This window comes from Amycolatopsis marina (genome assembly GCF_900111885.1).
In the GTDB taxonomy this organism is placed as follows: Bacteria; Actinomycetota; Actinomycetes; order Mycobacteriales; family Pseudonocardiaceae; genus Amycolatopsis; species Amycolatopsis marina.
Map to the genome: position 1 here is coordinate 108,086 of NZ_FOKG01000005.1, position 18,904 is coordinate 126,989.

An 18,904-nucleotide genomic window follows, 5' to 3' on the forward strand; every position below is an offset into this window, starting at 1 on the left:
TCGTGTGAAATTCCCCGATGTAAGTCCAGTCTGCCCGAACTCCGGGAGTCGGTGGGCGGGTATGCCAACTCGTTGTACGCGCGCAGCCGGGGGGTGCGCGCCAGCCCCCACAGGCCCCTGTGTTAATGTTTTCTTCGTCGCCGAGCGAGGCACCGACCAGCGCGGTAATCACCGGCAGACGTCTTCGCGCCATTAGCTCAATTGGCAGAGCAGCTGGCTCTTAACCAGCGGGTTCGGGGTTCGAGTCCCTGATGGCGCACCAACAAGCCGCAGGTCAGTAGTGCGATACTGGCCTGCGGCTTCTTGCTTCCACAAGAGATTTCCGCCCGACAGCGGCTGGACTTCGGATCGTGTTCGCGATCACAGCCTGCCCCGTCCAGTTGATCGCGACAACGTTGGTCTAGGGACCTGGGGTCCCGTCGCCCGGGCCATCCGGACCGGCGTGCTCGGCGGTGGCGGTGAGCAGCGTGCGCACCGTCTGTTCGAGTGCCCTGAGCTGTCGGCGCTCCCGGCGTTCGTCAGGGTAGAGGAACCGCTGGCTGGCCATTCCGCGAAGCGCGTTCAACGTCAACTCGCCAATCTCCAGCAATCGTTGCCTGGGGTGGCGCCCGTCGTCGAGTAACCGGATGAGTAGCTCCCGCTGCTGGCGTCCGATCTGCTGTTCGGCAGGTACAAGCACCGCCCGGAGGTCGTCATCACTGCGCGCCGCCATCCGTAGCTCCATCGCGGCCGTGTACAGGTCGGTGATCTGGCTGCGCCACAACGCCTGCAGGACACCGCGCACATCCTTGCCCGCCGTATGCCCGAGCTTGGCGATCGTCTCGGCTTGGTACCGCTCCTGTAACTCCACCAGCGCGACCGACACCAGCTCGGCCTTGTCCTTGAAATGGTGTTTCTGGGCTCCTCTGGTAAATCCGGAAATCTCGGCGATCCTGGTCGACGTGGCACCCGAGTAGCCATATCTCACGATCGCCTCGATTGTCGCCATCAACAACGCTGACTTGGTCGCCTCGGCCCGCTCGGCGTTCGGGACGCGAGCAGGCCGAGCGTCCCGTTGACCTTTTCCTTGACCTTGACGCTGAGAGTTCTTCACTGCCCGCCTTCAAGTCTCGCCCTGTGCCCACGGAGCCGGTTGGAGTGGCGGAGCCGATTATCCCTGCCTGCCATCGGAGTTCACTCCGCGACCATCGACGGCAACCAGAGCGCGGTCTCGGGGAAGACGAACACGATCACCACGACAACCACGGAAACGGCCAGGAACGGGAACACTCCGCGGAAGACCGACTCGACCTTGACCCCGGAGGTCATGGACACCACGAACGTATTGATCCCCACCGGTGGCGTCACCAGCCCGATCTCCAGAAGCATCACGAAGAGCACCGCGAACCAGATGCCATCGAATCCCAGTTCCGTGACGGCCGGGTGCACCAGTGGCACCACGATGACGATGATGGCGAGCGGATCCAGGAACATCCCGAGCGGAATGAGCGCAGCCAGCAGGAGCGCGACCACGACCATGGGCGGCACGTCGATGCCGGCGACCCATTCCGTGAACCGCATCGGCACGCGCGCCATAACCAGGAACACCGAGAACATCGCGGCGCCGACCACCAACGCGAACGACATGGCAGTGATCCCCGCCGCCTCAAGCAGCGCGTTCTTCATCCGGCGCAGAATCTCCCTGGAACCCAGTTTCAGATTCTCCACGAACAGCATGATCAGCGCGGCGATCGCGCCCACGGCCGCGGACTCGATGACTGTGAACACGCCGGAGAACACACCGGTCAGCACGACGCCGAAGATCAGCATCAGCCAGCAGACCGCCCGCACCTGTTGGAACCTGGTGACCGGCGCGGGCTCGTCCTCGCCGGCTTCCAACAGCTCGGCGGTCGAGCCGCCGGAAAACGCGGGAGCGGGGCGCGTTCCTCCAGGGGAACTGAGGGCAACGAGCTGACGGCGCAGGTCAGCACCGGGCGCCACCATCATCTTGCGCGCTCTGACCGCGATCAGCATCGCGTAGGCAGCGGCGCTGAGCACGCCGGGGATGATGCCGGCGACCAGCAGCTGAGCGATCGACTCCCGGGCCAGCACCCCGTAGATCACCAACGCCACACTGGGCGGAATGAGGATCCCGAGGGTCCCAGCGATCGCCACGATGCCGGTCGCGAAATGCGGCTTGTAACCGGCCTTCATCATTTCGGTGACCGACAATTTTCCCATGCTGGCCGCGGTCGCCACGCTCGAACCGGAGACTGCGGAGAATCCGGCACACGCGGCCACCGTAGCGACACCCAGCCCACCGGGCAGCCTGCGCAGCAGTACGCTGCCCGCCGCGTAGACCCGCCCAGCCAGGTTCCCGTGCAGAGCGAACATGCCGAGCACCACATACATCGGGATGATCACCAGGCTGTAATGGGCAGTGGCGGTGAGCGGCACGTCGCCCATGGTCGAGGTGGCGAGATCGACGTCGCGTAGGAGCATGATGCCGGTCGCCCCCGCCGCGGCCAGAGCGAACGCCACCGGAGTCTCGATGCACAGCAGCACCAGCAGGAGTCCGAGAGCGACGAAGACAACTACATCGGGGCTCAATGTGGTCTCCCATCAGGTGCTGAGGAGGAGCCGGGCTGCTGTCCCGCGGCGGACGCCTGTCGCCGCGAGCCGCTGAGCCCGCGGCGGAGGCCGAGCAGAACCTCGATGGACAGTGCGGCGAAGCCGACAACGATGGCCACGCGTGCCGGCCACAGCGGAATGTTCAGCAGTCCGACCTGCGCCTCACCACGGTCGATCGATCGGCCGGCCGCCACCAATGTCGCGTAGGTGAACCACAGCGCGACGGCCAGGGTGATCACAGCGCTGGCAACACGGGTGCCCAGTGCGGCGCGGCGAGGAAGCCTGTCGGTCAACAACGTGAGCTTGATCGTCGCCCCGGTCCGTTCCGCATGCGCCAGTCCCAGGAACACGATCACGACCAGGAGCACGGTGGTGATCTCGAAGGCACCTGGCACCGAACTGCCTGTGACATTGCGACCGACGACGTCGACAGCCACGACGACCATGACCATGCCGACCAGGAGGGCGGCGACGAGAGCAAGTGCCTTCGCGACTCTCGCCGCCACCGCATCGATGCGATCCATAACGGACATCCGCGTGCTATCCCGCGCTACCGGCGCAGATCTGGTGGGTTGGCGGAGTGTTCCCCTCGCTGAGTTCAGCGTACAAGTTCACGTACTCGTCGAAGGCCGCTTCCGGGTTGTCGATCTTGCCGTTCGCGCTGTCGATCCAGGCCTGACGCTGCTGCTCGGCACCACGACGGGCCCAGTCCTCGCCGACTTCCCTCGGTCCTATGGCGTTGATCTCGCCGCCGTTTTCCATCGCCGTGGCACACGTCTTGGCATTCCATGGCAGCACCCACTCCTCGACGATCCGTGTGGAGATGTCCGTCGATGCCGTGGCCATGATCTGCCGAACCTCGTCGGGCAGGCCCTGGAAGGTGTCCTGATTCATCCCGAACATCGACATGGCGTAGATGCCGACGTACTCACCGATGTCGTAGATGTACGGGGCGACCTCGTGGAGCCGGAAGTCGACGATGGTTTCCAGGGGGAGGACCAGTCCCTCGACAACACCACGTTCGACCGATTCGTAGATCTCCGAAGGACCGACCGCCACCGGGTTCGCCCCGATGGCCTCCATGGCGGCGGCCATCGATCCCGTGGCCCGCAGTGATTTGCCACTCAGGTCGGCGAAATCATCGATGGGCTCCTTGAGCGCGACCACCGGGGGCGAGTTCGTGAAGTTGAACAGAACCTCGACGTTGCGATCATCGTATTCCTTGCGATAGGCGTCCGAGGTCTCCTGCAGCTGGTTGTGTGTGTCGGAGGCAGCCTGCAGGTCGTGCGCGAGGAACGGGACCGAGCTGAGGTTCTGCTGTATCAACTCCGGCGTGTACGCGTGCGTGACGAAGGAGATGTCCGCGGTACCGTTGCCGATGCACTCGACCGCCTGCGGTAGCTGGCACAGCGCCGAGTTGTAGAAGTGCTCGAACTCGACGGCGCCGCCGGTCTGCGTCGTGACCTGTTCGGCCCATGCGCCGAAGGCCTCGCTGAACCCGTGGTCCTCGGAGACGACGTGGCTCACCGAAAGCGTCACGGTGTCGCCTGGTCCGGAACTCTCGCCGCTACACCCGCTCGCGACCAGCCCGGCCGCCGAAAGCACACAGGCGATACGCAACGATGCTCGTGATCTGTTCATCTGTCTGGACACTCCAATTCCTTGTGCAGGCGTCCCCTGACAGGCCGCGAGTCCACGTGCCGCTCGCTGTGCGGGGACGGCCGCCAGTGGACTGGTTGAGAAAGCTCAGACTGTGCGCTCGCGCATCCGCACTGGCTTCAGATGTCCTTTGCGGACGCTCGCTGTCTCAGCAGGTGCCGTTCGCCCACTCGTGCCCTTGGACGAGTGCGGTTTGTCAAGTCTGCGCGTTGACGTGGAACGAGATCCCTTGCCACCGAGTGGGCCTGGGGCTGTTTGCCCGGCTGCCAACTTCGGACGAAGCGCGATGAACCTAACATCCATCCCTGGATGTATGTCAACGATATGTGTCGAATTGAGACCTCAACCGAAGATCCCTTACAGGGCAACGGGTCACGTTCGGACTCGACCGAACCTCTCTTGATTCGGTAATTGTTTCGCGTGTCGCGTGGAGGTCGAAAACCGCTGAGCTGATCGCTATTTCACCGTGCGGCCGCGCGGCTGGGTGTATCGCATAACCGCGGTCGCCACACGAACCAACGAGTCAACCGCTCCGGCCTGGTGCATCACCCGGCGGGTGCGCACGGTGTCATCGATCAGCACGCGAGCGGTGTGCACGATCAGTTGATTCACCGTGTCGGAGCGCTCCGGACACACCTTGCGCAGCCAGTGTGCCCAGTCCTGCAAATGCTCGGCTCGCGAGCGAGCGAGTCGCTCGGCCAGATCCTCGGGCAGATGGTGTGCCTCGGTCACGGTGACGGCCAACAGGTTCTCCGCCTCGGCTGCGAGACGCACATAGCCGGAGACCATGTTCGTCAGGGCCTCCTCATCACTGGACGCCGTACCCAGTCCCCGCACGGTCTCCAGCGACACCCACTCGGTGAACCGGTTCGCGATGGTCGCGAGCATCGCGGTCTTGCTGTCGAAATAGCGATAGATGGCGGGGCCGGCCATACCCGCTTCCGCAGCGATCCCGTCGACACTGGCACCGTCGAAACCCTGGCGTCGAAATGTCATCGCGGCGATATTGATCAACTGTTCCCGGCGCGACGCAGAGGACCGCGTGGCCGGGGGCGGGTCGGGGATGCCATCCGGCGCCGCGACCAGGTTGTGATCGACCGCCGCGAGCGCCGACGCGCCGAGTATCCCGGCAGTCTGCTCGGTATCCATCGACTTCGACCCGTTATGGCTGTTGAGCACGGCGATCACGGCCCAGGCTCGGACGGACTTCTCCACTGGTGCCAGTTCCGGATGCCGAAGCCCGATCACGTGTGCCAGCCCGGAGGCCAGCGAGTTCAGGCGGATACGCAGTTCCCGCGAGTCCTCCGGGCCGATATGGCGGGCCTCGCGCTTCCACAACCGCGCCATGTGCGGATCGACGAGCGAAGCCCTGGCCATGACGCAGAGGTCTTCAGACAGGCTCGCCGGATCGTAGTCCTCGGTGATCTCGGGCAGCGCCCCGAGGAAGGCGTCCTGCGCCTCGAACAACACGTGCAGGAGCAGCGCCTGCTTGTTCGTGTAGTGCCGATACAGCGCGCGGGGGGTGATGCCGGTCGCTTCGGCGATATCGCTCATCCGCACCGAGTGAAAGCCGCGTTCGGCGAACAGTTCTCGCGCGTTGACCGAGATCTGCCGACGACGGTCTCGAGGCCTGCGAACTCGGTCGGCGTCACCCGCGGTGCTCATACCTCACCCCCTTCAGGCGTCAACCGAAAGGCTAGCACGTGAACGCTGATGTACATCTTGACGCTTGGCTCGGTCTGACTCCATACTCCTGGCCTAACGTGTAGTACATCACGTTAACGCTCACAGACGTAGTGCCTGTGCTGCAGGAAACCACCGATCTAGGCGAAGGCGAGTTACGCGATGAAGGTCCGCAGGGTTGTCATGGGCAACGACGCGCAGGGCAAGACCACGGTCATCGAGGACGGCGTGGTCGAGCCGACCACGGCCTCCTTGCTGCCTGGCGTGGAGATCCACCGGGTGTGGGAACTGGACTCGGTGTCAGTTCCGGTCACCGATGCCGCCACGGGCGACAAGAAGGCCACGTTCTTCCCGGCCAATCCGGGTGTGCGGTTCGGTTTCCTGACCGTGCCGCCGGGCATCACTTACGTCCCCGAGCCCGGTGCCGATCTGGAAGCCGCCGCGGCGGAGATGGAAGAGAAGCTGCCGGGCGCTGCGGCCACGTTCGCGTTTCCCGACCAGCCGGGAGCACACGCCACACAGACCGTCGACTACATCATCGTGCTCTCCGGTGAGGCCACGATGCGAGTTGACGACATCGAGGTACACCTCAAGCAGGGCGACTGTCTGATCCAGAACGGTAACCCACACGCCTGGTTCAACAACGGAACCGAGCCACTAGTGATGGGTTTCGCGCTCTGCGGCGCCACGACGTAGAAGCCATTCCGTCGCACCGCAACTCGTCCATGAGAGGCAGTAGTACCTGTGAACGATTCAGGACCATTGCACGGAATCAAGGTCGTGGAACTCGGCGCGATCGGGCCTGCCCCGTTCGCCGCGATGTTGCTCGCCGATATGGGAGCACAGGTCGTCCGGCTGGAACGCCGGGACAGCCAGGGCGTCGGCGTCGGCTCCTGGAACCACCTGCACCGCGGCCGCCCCTCAGTGGCCTGTGACCTGAAGAGCGGCTCCGGGCGGGAGCTCCTGCTGACGTTGGCCGAAACGGCCGACATCCTGATCGAGGGCTTCCGCCCGGGGGTGATGGAGCGACTCGGGCTCGGCCCCGACGAAGTTCTGGCCCGCAATCCGGCATTGGTCTACGCAAGGGCCACCGGGTACGGCCAGGACGGGCCGCTCGCACAGGTGCCAGGGCACGACATCAACTACATCGCGATGGCGGGTGCGCTCGGTGCCATTCGCCGCCACGGTGAACGGCCGCTGTTCCCGTTGAGCCTGGTCGGTGACTTCGGTGGCGGTGGAATGTTGGTCGCGTTCGGCGCACTGTGCGGGGTACTCGAGGCCCGCGTCTCCGGGCGTGGACAGGTCATGGACGCCGCGATGGTCGATGGCACGGCCCTGCTCACCACCGCTTTTCATGCGCTGCGCAACACCGGGGAGCTGAACGGCGAGCCCGGCACCCATTTCATCGACAGCGGCGCCCACTTCTACGAGGTCTACCCGACAGCCGACGGAGGCCACCTGGCCGTCGGCGCACTGGAGCCCCAGTTCTATGCCGAACTGCTCCGCCTGCTGGAACTCGATCCAGCAGATTTTCCGCAATGGCACCGATCGCGTTGGCCCGAACTGAAACACCGGTTCACGGAGATCTTCCGTAGCCGGACGACGGCACAGTGGGCAGCGCTTTTCGAGCACGAGCAGGCATGTGTCACGGCCGTCTACGGGCTGGCCGACGCACCGGCTCATCCGCACAACCGAGCGCGTCGAACCTTTGTCGACATCGACGGATACCGGCAACCCGCACCGGCACCCCGGTTCAGTCGCACACCGCCAAGACTGCCAACCCCCGCTGCCGATCCCGGTTCCGATGACGGCACCGCACTCGCCGAGTGGGGCCTCGATCCGGACGACATCGCCAGGATCACCACCGCGGACACTCCCGCACATCGATGAGAGGAAAACCAATGCCCACCCCGAAGCTGTCCTGCGCGTTCTACACCGGACCGGACACCCCCGACCACATCGCACTCGCCGAACGTCTCGGGTACCACCGCGCTTGGGTGTACGACTCCCCCGCGCTGTGCCTGGACGCCTGGAGCACACTGGCGCGCGCGGCCGACCGGACGGAACGTATCGGGCTCGCCACCGGTGTGGCTGTGCCCGCGCTGCGGCACCTTTTCGTGACCGCTTCGGCGATCGCGACGATCGAGTCGATCGCGCCGGGCCGGTTCACCTTCGGTGTGGGGACCGGCTTCACCGGTCTGCGCGCACTCGGGCACAAGCCGATGAAGTGGGCCGATATCCCGCCCTACGTTCAGGCGCTCAAGGCCCTCCTGCGCGGCGAGTCGGTGCGGTGGGAGGGCAAGACCATGCAACTGATGCACGCCACCGGTTACCTGCCCGAACTGCCCATCGACTTCGAGGTGTACATGGCCGCCGAGGGGCCAAAGGGCCTCGCCGTGGCGAGGGAGCACGCAGACGGGGTGCTCACGGTCAATGCCGACCCCGGTGAAGGTTGGGAAAAGTCCGCGCGGTGGGCGTTGGGCACGGTGCTCGACGACGGTGAGTCGCCAACCTCGGATCGAGTGTGGGCCGCCGCCGGACACGCGGCCGTGGTGCTTTACCACCTCTATTACGAGGCGGGCTACGACCTGAACACCCTACCCAACGGCGCTGCCTGGGCGGAAATGATCTCCTCGCTGTCGGCGGAGGAACGGCACGTACTGCTCCACAAGGGCCACCTCATGGAGGTTTCCGAGCACGACGACCGGCTGATACCGCGGGAAACCGTCGAACCCATGACGTTCACCGGAACGGTAGAAGTTCTGCGGGCACGGATCGAGGAGATGGGCGCCAAGGGCATCAGCGAGGTTGTCTACCAGCCCGCAGGACCGGATATTCGGCGCGAGTTGGAGGCCTTCGCCCAGCTGGCGCCCGCCACCACGGCAGTAAACTGATGTCAGCCGACACGATCCGGTACGAGCAGCCGGAGGCTGACATCGTCCGGATCGTGCTCGCCCGCCCGGACAAGCGCAACGCGCAGGACCGCGACCTGCTCTACGCCCTCGATGACGCCTATACCCGTGCGGTACGTGATGAGCGGGTCCGGGTCATCATTCTCGCCGCGGACGGTCCGGACTTCTCCTCGGGGCACGATCTGGAGACCGACTGGTCCATGCGGGACGCGGGTGTCCGAGGCGTCACCGGGGGGTTCGAGGCCCCGGGCGCCGAAGGCTGGTACGCCACGGAGGAGGAGCTGTTCACCGGGCTCTGCCTGCGCTGGCGGGACATCCCGCGCCCCACCATCGCCGAGGTCCGCGGGCAGGTGATCGGTGGCGGGCTCATGCTCGTGTGGCCCTGTGATCTGGTGGTCGCGGCTGACAATGCGATGTTCGTCGACCCGGTCACCGCGTTCGACATGAACGGGGCGGAGTACTTCACGCATGTGTGGGAGCTCGGCGCCAGGCGAGCCAAGGAAATGCTGTTCACCGGAGAGCCGATTAACGCTCACGAAGCGGAGGCACTGGGGATGGTCAACCGGGTGGTTCCCGAGGAAGAACTCGAGACCGCCACGTTGGACCTGGCGCGTCGCATCGCGCAACGACCCGCTTTCGGCATCCGACTGGCCAAACGCGCGGTGAACATGAGCTTGGACTTGCAGGGGCAGCGCTCGGCGATCGAGGCAGCGTTCGGACTGCACCAGCTCGGGCACAGCCACAACCAACAGCTGCACGGCACCCTTGTCGATCCGAGGGGCAGTGCGGTGATCAGGGAGGGGGTCCGACAGAGCCGGAATGCCAACCGGGACACCAGCGTGAGCGAGGAGCCACAACCATGAATCCCACCAGCCTACTGATCAAGAGTGCGCAGATCTACGGCGACCGCGTTGCGTTCGTGTGCGAGGACCGCCGCCAGACCTACACGGAGCTACGAGATCGGGCGGCCCGATTCGCCAACACCTTGCGCGATGCCGGGGTCCGCCCCGGCGAGCGCGTTGCGGTACTGAGTGACAACGCGATCGAGGCGCTGGAACAGGTCGTCGGACTCGCGATCGGCGGCTTCGTCCGATGTGCGTTGTACGCCCACGAGCCCGCCGAGAAGAACCTCTATCTGCTCCAGCTGACCGGTGCATCGGCGTTGGTGGTGCAGGACAAGCACTACTCGGCGATCGCGTCCGTGCTCGCGCAGGCGCCCGACGTGCGAGTAGTGGTCGTCGTCGGTGAGGCCCCGGACGGAGTGCGCGACTACGAAACGGCGCTGGCCGAGGCCTCTGCCGAACTGCCCGACGTGCAACTGCGGCCCGACGATCCGCACCTGATCCGGTTCTCTTCCGGTACAACCGGTATGCCGAAAGGCATCCTGCACACGGTGCGCGGGTGGATGGAACTGGGCAACGAGTTCGCCCTCGTGTTCGGCGGCTTCGCGACCGACGACCGCTACATCGCCGCCACGCCATACACCCATGCCGCGGGGTTGATGGCGTGGCCGCTGCTGTCCGTGGGCGCGACGACCGTGGTGATGCCTTCGTTCGATCCCGGCGCATGGCTCGACATCGTGGAACGGGATCGAATCACCTTCGCCATTCTCCCCCCGACCGTGATTCAGATGCTGGTGAACATGCCCGGCGTGGAACGACGTGACCTGTCCAGCTTGCGCAAGGTGGTCTACGGCAGCGCGCCGATCTCGGAAACCACCCTCGTGGCGGCGTTGCGGCTGTGGGGAAACATCATGTACCAGACTTTCGGGCAAAGCGAGGCCATGCCCATCACCTGTCTCACGCCCGAACACCACATTCCCGACGGCACATCGGAACAGCGCTCCTGGCTACGCTCCGCAGGACGTCCGACACCGAACTCGGTGGTGCGAATCGTCGATGACGACGGCAACGACGTTCCCCAAGGCGAGGTGGGCGAGATCGTTGCCCAGTGCATGGGAACCATGCACAGTATCTGGGGCGACCCGGAGGCCACCACGCAGCGATTTCTGCCTGGTGGCTGGCTACGGACACGCGACATGGGCTACCTCACGACCGACGGGTTCCTCTTCCTGGCCGACCGCAAGGAAGACATGATCATTTCCGGCGGGTTCAACATCTGGCCGATGGAGCTGGAGAACGCCATGGCGGCGCATCCCGCCGTGGCCGAGGTCGCCGTCGTCGGTGTGCCACATCCGAAATGGGGCGAAACCCCGCACGCCGCGATCGTCCTGCGTCCGGGGATCGACGCGACCGAGGAGGAACTCGTCGCGTGGAGCAGGGAGAAGGTCGGATCCATCAAGAAGATCACCGGAGTGACGTTCACCGATTCGCTGCCGAAGAGCCCGATCGGCAAGGTGCTGCGGCGCGCGGTGCGGGAGCAGCATGTCGGTGGCACGCCCCGAATCGCCGGCGCTTGACGAAGTCACGAGTAAGGAGACCCCAGTGTCGTTGGACACCGAATCGCGACACGACTTCGCGGCCGCGATCCGCGAGTTCGCCGGGCGGGAATGCGGAACACGGGAGAAACGTGTCGCACTGACCGGCGGCGAGACAGAGGCGCACGCTCCCGAGCTCTATGCGCGGCTGGCCGCACTTGGCTGGATCGGTGTGGCAATGCCCGAAGAGTACGGCGGAGGCGGAAGCGGCCTCACAGATGCCTGTGTGCTGTTGGAAGAACTGGCTTACGGCCAGGTTCCGGTGTTCGCGCTCGGCATCTCGATGATCGCCGCCAAGAATGTCGAGAAGTTCGGTACGCCGGAGCAGCGGGAGAGCATTATCGGCGGATTCTGCCGAGGTGAGATCTCCGCAGTGGCGATGAGCGAACCGGAGGCCGGTTCGGACGTCGGCGCGTTGGCCTGCCGGGCGGAGCGGCGCGGTGATCACTATGTCGTCAACGGTCAGAAGACGTGGATCTCGTGCGCGCACTATGCCGACCGCATGCTGCTCGTGTGCCGGACCGATTCCTCCGGCGGCAAACATGCGGGCATCACCATGATGACCGTGCCGTTGCCCGCCGAAGGCGTTACCGTCAACGGCATCGACACGCTCGGCGGCCGGGAGATCAACGACGTCTACTTCACCGACGCCGTGGTTCCGGTTGCCAATGTGATCGGTGCGGAGGGCGGCGCATGGCCGCAGTTGATGGCCGGTCTGAACTTCGAGCGGATGGTGTGCGCGGCGACGTTTCTCGGCAAGGCGAGACGGGCGTTCGACGACACGCTGGACTACGTCCGACAGCGTCGGCAGTTCGGCAGGCCGATCGGCAGCTTCCAGGTCCTGAAGCACCGGATCGCCGACCTTGCGACAGAACTGGAGTGCTGCCGGGCGCTGGTCTACGATCTCGCGGCCCGGATCGACGCCGACCCGGACACGCCGCGTCCCAGGGAGGCTTCGATGGCCAAACTCAAGGTCACCGAGACCGCCAAGCGGATCAGCATCGAGGGCATGCAGATGTTCGGCGGCGCCGGCTACACCAAGGAGTTCGACATCGAACGACACCTACGGGGAAACATCATCTCGACAGTGTTCGCGGGTACCAGCGAGGTTCAGCGCGAGATCATCGCCGGCTCCTTCGAGCTCTGAGGTCCCCCGAAGACGACCTTGCCCCGGCCTGCTTGGCCGGGGCAAGGTCGTCTTGAACGTCAGAGAGGCAGATCGACGTCCAAGACCAGGTCCGTGCTTACTCGGCCCCGTCCCGCTCCGCGTAGTCCTTGGCCATCCCGAGCAGCAGTCCCCGTGCCAGGGTGTGCTTGTCGACCGACATGACACGCTCGATGCTCTGCAGTCCGGGGAGCACTTTGACCACCTCTTCAAGGCTTTCGTAATCGGGTGCTTCGAACAGCATGTAGTACTGCTTTGTGTCCACCGTGCCGCTGCCACCGAGCCAGACCACCGGCAGTTTCGGCTCGTCCTGCACGGAGTCGGCGACTAGATAAGCCAGTGGCTGCAAGTGCTCTTTGACGACATCGGCTTCGGGGCCCAGCTTCTGCCGCACCATGAACTTCATCGGCGTTCCTCCGGAAACTCCTCAGCGCCGTCGGTACCGAGTTTCTTCAGCTTGAACTTCTGGATTTTTCCGGTCTCGGTCTTGGGCAACTCCTGGATGATCCGGACGAAACGTGGCACGGCGAACCGGGGAAGGTTCTCCCTGCATCGAGCGATGATCTCGGTGGCGGACACCTCGTATCCGGGCCGAAGCACCACTGATATCGCGATCTCGTCCTCGCCGAACCGCGAGGGCACCGGATAGGCCGCCGACTCGAGCACCTCGTCGACGCCGTTCACGACGTCCTCGACCGTCTGCGCCGCGACGTTCTCCCCGCGACGCCGGATCATGTCCTTGATCCGGTCGGCGAACCACAGATAACCGTTCTCATCGAAGTAGCCGCCGTCGCCGGTGTGCAACCCGAAGTTGCGCATCACTTCCAGGGACATTTCCGGCTGGTTCCAGTAACCCGAGAACGTTGACCACGGCTCGTCACAGGACACCACGATCTCGCCGGTGACCCCGGCCGGAACCGGGCGGTCGTACTCGTCCACGATCCGGACCCGGTAGGGCGGATGGGGCTTCCCGCAGGCCGCCTTGGGACCGTCGAGGTTCATCACGGAGATGTTGCCTTCCGTGCTCGCGTATCCCTGGAACACCTCGATGCCGAATCGCTCGGTGAACGGGTCGGCCACCGATGGCGGGCACGGCACCAGCAGGCCGCGGGTGATGGAGTGTTCCCGATCCCGGGGTGACGGTTCCTGGGCGAGCAGAAAGTGCCCGACCGTGACGATTCCGTGCATCACCGTGGCGTTGAACTGCCTGGCCTGGTTGAAGAACTCCTTGCCGCTGAACCGGCGCACGAAACCGCAGCGTGCCCCCGCCAGCAGGCAGGCGCCGGTGTTCATGTACCGCCCGCCACCGTGGAACTGCGGCAGGATGCTGATTAAGGTGTCCTCACCGGTCAGGCCGAACGCGCCCGCACTGCGCTGGGCGATCCGATAGTTGTGATGGTGCGGCAGTAGCGCCCCCTTGGGCAGCCCGGTCGTACCCGACGTGTACATGATCGACGCGGGCATGTTCGCCCGCACCGAGGGATCAGTCGCCAGAACGGTGCTTTCGTCGGCCAGCATCTCGTCCAGCGTCGGCACGTCGCCGCTCTCCGGGGCGGGTCCGCCCTCGGGCCCCGCCTGGATGATGATCGGGCTCGAGTCCGCGGACAGCGCCGCCTCGACCGCCTCCCGGTGCCCTGGTGCCACGATGACCGCCTTCGGCGCCGCATCGGCCAGTAGGTGCGAGAGGCTCTGCCCCACCAACGCCGGGTTCACCGGTACCTCCACCGCGCCCAGTTTGGACAGCGCGGTACCGATGTAGATCACCCGCACGTCGTTGGCGACCAGGGTCGCGACCCGGTCACCGACACCGATGCCGTGTTCCCGCAGTCCGGCGGCGATCGCGCTCGCACGTTGGTTCAGCAGGCGGTAGGTCACCGAGACCCCATCGTCCTGCACGATGCACTCGCGGTCGCCATCGTGTTCGGACCACCGTTCGACGATGGTGCTGAACACTCGGTCGAGAACGTCCAGCTCGAACGGCGGGTCGATCTCCAGGCTCGTCGGTGGTCTCCAGCTCATGACACTCCCTGGGGTGGGGCGATGATCAACTCACTGGATTCGACGTGCAGACAGGAACGGCACTTCACCACACGAAGCCAGCCACGATAGTTGACCAGCCGATAGCGGTATACGGCATCGTCGCCACACTGGGAACACGGTTTCGCCACCGGCTCCAATGGTTCGTCGATGGTCAGTTCCTGCGGTTGGGGGTATTCCATTTGATTGCCTCTTTCCTCGTGCCGACCGGAAAGCTCACTGTCCGGCTGCAGCGGCGGAGCTGTAGATGCCGTCCCGGACGTCCCTGCGCACGGCCTCCGGATCGCGCTCGGGTGCCGGGCCGTATCCGCCCGCACCCGGCAGCCGCAGCACGACCACATCGCCGGGCATGAACGGCGCACCGGCCCCCTTGCTGTTGCGGAACTCCACCCCAGGGGACTCGGCTTCCTCGGCTGGAGCGAGCCGGCCGGTGTCGGAGTAGGCGAATCCCGCGATGACCTCCGGCTCCGGCAGCGCCTCGCCCCGGACCCATGCATCCAAGCCGCCGCGGTGAACCTTGATCGAGGCAAGGGCACCGTTGCCGCCACCAAGCACACCCTGCGTCGGGAAGCGGCACTGGTCGAGCTGATATGTCATCTGCACGGGAACCTGCGGCGCCAGCATCATCTCGGTGGAGGGACCGCCCCGATGTGTACCCACACCAGCGGTGTCGGTGACGAACTCACGACTGAGTACGACCACCGGGTACGCCTCTTCGTCGAGTTCGATCGACGGCTCCAGACAGTTGCCACCCTCGACCAGGGTCATGCTGCACCCGTCGTCCCGCGCGGTACCACCGAACGGACCACACAGTGCGCGAATGGTGATGAACGGGTTGTGCGTGTCCGCACGGTCGTCAATTCCGACGAAACCGAGCACACCGACGTCATCGTAGTTCTCCGCCACGGCCAGTTCCGGGCTTGCCTTCGACAGCGCGAGCTTCACCAGGTTCAACGCCTTGGTGAAGAACATCGTGTGCCCGGCGTTGGTCGACATCGGCGGCAGCGCGGACAGACACGACCCCGGTGGGGCGACCACGTGGATGGGCCGATAGGCACCCGCGTTGAGCTCCACCGCCGTGGTGTCCAGAATGTTCGCGACACCGAGGTGGGCGCCCGATACCGTGTCCGACCACTGCGAGGCGTAGCCACCCCACTCCTCGCGGCAGCTTCCCGAGTAGTCGACCTCGATGCTGTCCCCGTACTTGCGCACCGTGCAGCGCACCAACATGGGTTCGCCGTCCATGTTGTTGTCCAGGTAGTCCTGTGACTCGTATGTACCGTCCGGAACTTCGAGCAGGGAACTGCGAACCGCACGCTCGGAGTAGTCCAAGGTATACTGCGATGCCGCGTAGTAGGCGTCAGCGCCGTACCGCTTGACGTAGTGGCCGACCATATCGGTACCGAGCTGCAACGCCGCTTTGATCACCTGAAGATCGTTGATCGTGATGTCGGGAATTCGAGTCTGCTCGGTGAACAGCTCCAGTGTCTCCCGAACCAGTTCGCCCTTGTCGTACAGCTTGCGAGGAGTGAGCTTGATGCCCTCGGCGTACATGTCGCGCTGCAGACCCGCACCGAGCCCGGCGGGAACCGGGCCACCGATGTCGAGCCAGTGCGTGATGGCGACGGCGAAACCGATCAACTGGTCCTCGTGGAAGATCGGCATCAATGTGCCCACATCGTTGACGTGACTACCACCGCGGTAGGGATCGTTGTAGATCAACACGTCCCCCGGCTGGAGCCGGTCGACTCCCCAGTGCTCAATCGCCATCCGCGCGTAGAACTGGTTGATGACGTAGTGCGCGGGTGCGGCACTGGCCATGGCGATCGCGTCGAAGTCGAGATCACGTTCGAGATCGCGCGGGGCGAGCAGGCCAACGCCGAAGTCGTTGACCTCGCTGAGCAACGGACTCAGTGCTGCGGTATTGATCTTGAGTTGCATCTGCAGCGACACGAAACGCAGTGCGTGCCGCAGCACTTCCGCGGTGGTGAGGTCAATCCCGTAACGCGACTTGACCTCGTCGACGTCCAGCGCCACTCCGCCCGACTGCGCTTGCGTGCCGGTCATGCTCCAGCCTCCTTCAATTCCACGATGATGTCGCCGACTTCATTGACCCGGGCGACGTCTCCGGGTACCAGTACTCCGGTGTAGCTGGGCGCCTCGATAACGGCAGGGCCGTTGATGACCTGTCCCGCGGCGAGCTCGGTGGCTCGGAACACCGGGCTGTTCGCGTGGGTGACTCCACCGGTCACCAGTGTCCGCCGGGTGCGCGGCTCCGCCGGCGAGCGTTCCGGTACCGGCGCCGGACGCGCTGCCCGCTCACTGGTGGACACCGCTCGCACCCGCAACGCCGAGATCTGCACCGGGGCGGGGAGCTGGTATCCGAACTGCCTTCGGTGCGCGTCACCGAACGCTTCGGTGAAGTGCTCGAAGCAGTCCTCAGTGCGACTCGGGTCCACGAGGGCAGGCAGCTCCCAACGCTGACCCAGATACATACCGTCCACAATGAACTCCGCATGCTCGGCAGCCTCTTCGCCGAGCTTCTTGCGCAGCCGCACCGCGGTGTCCCGCATCTGCGCGAAGGAGTCCTGGACCAATTCGGGGGTAGCGATCTTCATTACCGGAATAACCTCCTCCTCGAATCCTGCGCCCTCCAACATGCCGAACGCCGAGAAGACACCGGCCAGGGCGGGGAAGACCACCGTCGGCATCTCCAGCACGCGGGCGACCTGGCTCGCGGCGAACGGACCCGCAGCGCCGTAGGCGAGCAGACCGAACTCGCGGGGGTCGACCCCGCGGTAGACGGTGAGCTGACGGACGGCCTCGGCCATGCTGTTGATCGCGATCTCGGCGATGGCGTTCGCGACCGTTGTCGCGTCCATCCCGATCTGCTCACCGAGGTTGGCCAGCGCCTGTTCGGCGGCAGCGAAATCGGGGGTGATCTCGCCACCAAGCGAGGTGTCCGCGGCCAACCAGCCCAGCACCAGTAGCGCGTCGGTCACCGCGGGCCGGGTACCACCCTTGCCATAACAGGCAGGGCCGGGTGTGCTGCCCGCACTTTCCGGACCGACGCGGAGACCACCCGCGGCATCCACGGACGCGAGGCTGCCACCGCCCGCGCCGATGCTGTGAATCTCCAGCACCGGCATGCTCACGATCAGGTCGTGCTCGAGTTCCAGCTCCCTTTTGGTCGAAGCCCGTCCGTCGGTGACGACCGCGACGTCGGTACTGGTGCCACCCATGTCGAAGCCGACCAGGTTGGGCATGTCCAGCAGTCGCGAGTAGGTCTGCACGCCCATGACACCGCCGACGGGACCGCTGTTGAGCGTGGTCACCGGCTTGACCCCGACCTCGGTCGGGGCACTCAGCCCGCCGTCGTTGGTCATGAACATCAGCGGAGCCTGGTATCCGGCGCCGTCCAGACGTTGCTCCACGGACGTGGTGTAGTTGGACATCAGTGGCTGCGCGTAGGCGTTGAGCACACACGTCGACGTCCGGTTGTACTCCCTGGGGAACGGCGCGATCTCCGAAGAGGTACTCACGTGCAGATCCGGGAAGTGCTTCCGGATCAGCGCGGCGGCGCGCAGTTCGTTGCCCGGGTGCTTGTAGGAGTGGGTGAAGCTGATGGCGATGCTTTCACAGCCCAGGTCAACCAGCTCCTGCGCCTCACGCAGCAACTGATCCTCATTGAGCGGGACCAGCACGGTGCCGTCTGCCAGGGTCCGCTCGCGGACCGTACGCCGCCGATACCGCTCGACGATCGGCCGCAACTCGTGCGGACGACGATAACGTGGGTCCATAATGGCATCGGGGGCGCGCCAGCCGCGGCCCATGTCCATCAGATCGCGGAAACCCTCGCTGGCGATCAGGCCGATCTCGGCGCCTCGGCGAGTGAGGATCGCGTTGAGCGCGACAGTCGTGCCGTGCACGACCTGTCCAAGCTCGCCCTTGTCGATATCGGCCTTGCCCAGGGTGTTCAGTAGACCTGTCGCTAGGTCACCGTACGTCGTCAGCGATTTCGCGGCGACCAGGACCTGATCCCCTTCGGCTACCACCAGGTCCGTGAACGTGCCGCCTGTGTCGATTCCGATTCGTAGTGCCACTGCTCCTCTTCCTGTTCGGAGTTGGTACGCCGTCCGGAAAACCGGGGAACGGTGTCGGAACCACCCAGTGGGGCGACTCGTGCCCGGACACCATGTTTGCCTAACTGGCCAGTAAAGTAGCAGGAAGACATCTGATAGGCAACGACATGGCCGCGGGAACTTTCCACTCCTGCCCTAGATGCATGGCGGTGGAAAACTTGCAGGTCAGAACCAAGTGGAGGCGGAACGACGCACCGTCGACCTTCCAGGCGTCCACCTGCGATGAGTTGAACCAATCATACTGGCTGGTAAGGAAGAT

15 protein-coding genes and 1 tRNA gene are annotated in these 18,904 nt (G+C 65.0%); 7 read left to right on the forward strand and 9 right to left on the reverse strand.

The genetic code is table 11. The features are described 5' to 3' along the window. Positions 1-186: 186 nt before the first annotated feature. A tRNA-Lys gene (locus BM199_RS10075) sits at positions 187-262 on the forward strand. A gap of 138 nt (positions 263-400) precedes the next feature. On the opposite strand, the gene BM199_RS10080 is transcribed toward BM199_RS10075, so the two are convergent. The 5 genes from BM199_RS10080 to BM199_RS10100 all read right to left on the reverse strand — a co-directional run bounded on the left by BM199_RS10080 (position 401) and on the right by BM199_RS10100 (position 5,934). Continuing rightward, positions 401-988: a TetR/AcrR family transcriptional regulator gene (locus tag BM199_RS10080; RefSeq protein WP_091672316.1), complete on the reverse strand. Its 588-nt coding sequence runs from the start codon at positions 986-988 to the stop codon at positions 401-403. Between the two features lie 185 nt (positions 989-1,173). Beyond that, entirely contained in the window at positions 1,174-2,589 is a 1,416-nt protein-coding gene (locus BM199_RS10085) for a TRAP transporter large permease (RefSeq protein WP_091672318.1), read from the reverse strand. Then, positions 2,586-3,134: a TRAP transporter small permease gene (locus tag BM199_RS10090; protein WP_177242555.1), complete on the reverse strand. Its 549-nt coding sequence runs from the start codon at positions 3,132-3,134 to the stop codon at positions 2,586-2,588. Before BM199_RS10090 ends, BM199_RS10085 begins: the two co-directional genes overlap by 4 nt. 16 nt (positions 3,135-3,150) lie before the next feature. Beyond that, complete coding sequence (gene dctP / locus BM199_RS10095; protein WP_091672321.1) at positions 3,151-4,251, reverse strand: TRAP transporter substrate-binding protein DctP; 1,101 nt, start codon at positions 4,249-4,251, stop codon at positions 3,151-3,153. 474 nt (positions 4,252-4,725) lie between these two features. Further along, positions 4,726-5,934: a TetR/AcrR family transcriptional regulator gene (locus tag BM199_RS10100; RefSeq protein WP_091672323.1), complete on the reverse strand. Its 1,209-nt coding sequence runs from the start codon at positions 5,932-5,934 to the stop codon at positions 4,726-4,728. Between the two features lie 180 nt (positions 5,935-6,114). On the opposite strand from BM199_RS10100, the gene BM199_RS10105 reads away from it, so the two are divergent. From BM199_RS10105 to BM199_RS10130, 6 genes are read left to right on the forward strand one after another with little or no spacing between them, the layout of a single operon-like run. After that, entirely contained in the window at positions 6,115-6,648 is a 534-nt protein-coding gene (locus tag BM199_RS10105; RefSeq protein WP_091672325.1) for a cupin domain-containing protein, read from the forward strand. 48 nt (positions 6,649-6,696) lie between these two features. Then, a complete protein-coding gene (locus BM199_RS10110; protein WP_091672327.1) occupies positions 6,697-7,842 on the forward strand; it encodes a CaiB/BaiF CoA transferase family protein in 1,146 nt (381 codons plus the stop codon). An 11-nt stretch (positions 7,843-7,853) separates the two neighbouring features. Next, positions 7,854-8,846: an LLM class flavin-dependent oxidoreductase gene (locus BM199_RS10115; RefSeq protein WP_177242556.1), complete on the forward strand. Its 993-nt coding sequence runs from the start codon at positions 7,854-7,856 to the stop codon at positions 8,844-8,846. After that, on the forward strand, positions 8,846-9,727 hold the full coding sequence (locus tag BM199_RS10120; RefSeq protein WP_218160324.1) for an enoyl-CoA hydratase: 882 nt from the start codon (positions 8,846-8,848) through the stop codon (positions 9,725-9,727). Before BM199_RS10115 ends, BM199_RS10120 begins: the two co-directional genes overlap by 1 nt. After that, the gene (locus BM199_RS10125) at positions 9,724-11,283 is read left to right on the forward strand and encodes a class I adenylate-forming enzyme family protein (protein ID WP_091672330.1); all 1,560 of its coding nucleotides are present in this window, start codon (positions 9,724-9,726) and stop codon (positions 11,281-11,283) included. Before BM199_RS10120 ends, BM199_RS10125 begins: the two co-directional genes overlap by 4 nt. 25 nt (positions 11,284-11,308) lie before the next feature. Further along, positions 11,309-12,448 carry an acyl-CoA dehydrogenase family protein gene (locus BM199_RS10130; protein WP_245788265.1) on the forward strand — a complete coding sequence of 380 codons (1,140 nt, stop codon included), beginning with the start codon at positions 11,309-11,311 and terminating at the stop codon, positions 12,446-12,448. A 97-nt stretch (positions 12,449-12,545) separates the two neighbouring features. On the opposite strand, the gene BM199_RS10135 is transcribed toward BM199_RS10130, so the two are convergent. From BM199_RS10135 to BM199_RS10155, 4 genes are all read right to left on the reverse strand, one after another. Continuing rightward, positions 12,546-12,872: a hypothetical protein gene (locus BM199_RS10135; protein ID WP_091672333.1), complete on the reverse strand. Its 327-nt coding sequence runs from the start codon at positions 12,870-12,872 to the stop codon at positions 12,546-12,548. Continuing rightward, positions 12,869-14,485, reverse strand: a complete 1,617-nt coding sequence (locus BM199_RS10140) for an AMP-binding protein (RefSeq protein WP_091672334.1) — start codon at positions 14,483-14,485, stop codon at positions 12,869-12,871. The genes BM199_RS10135 and BM199_RS10140 overlap by 4 nt, the downstream gene beginning before the upstream one ends. 234 nt (positions 14,486-14,719) lie before the next feature. Beyond that, entirely contained in the window at positions 14,720-16,570 is a 1,851-nt protein-coding gene (locus BM199_RS10150; protein ID WP_091672338.1) for a hydantoinase B/oxoprolinase family protein, read from the reverse strand. Next, on the reverse strand, positions 16,567-18,606 hold the full coding sequence (locus BM199_RS10155) for a hydantoinase/oxoprolinase family protein (RefSeq protein WP_091672340.1): 2,040 nt from the start codon (positions 18,604-18,606) through the stop codon (positions 16,567-16,569). Before BM199_RS10155 ends, BM199_RS10150 begins: the two co-directional genes overlap by 4 nt. Positions 18,607-18,904 lie beyond the last annotated feature (298 nt).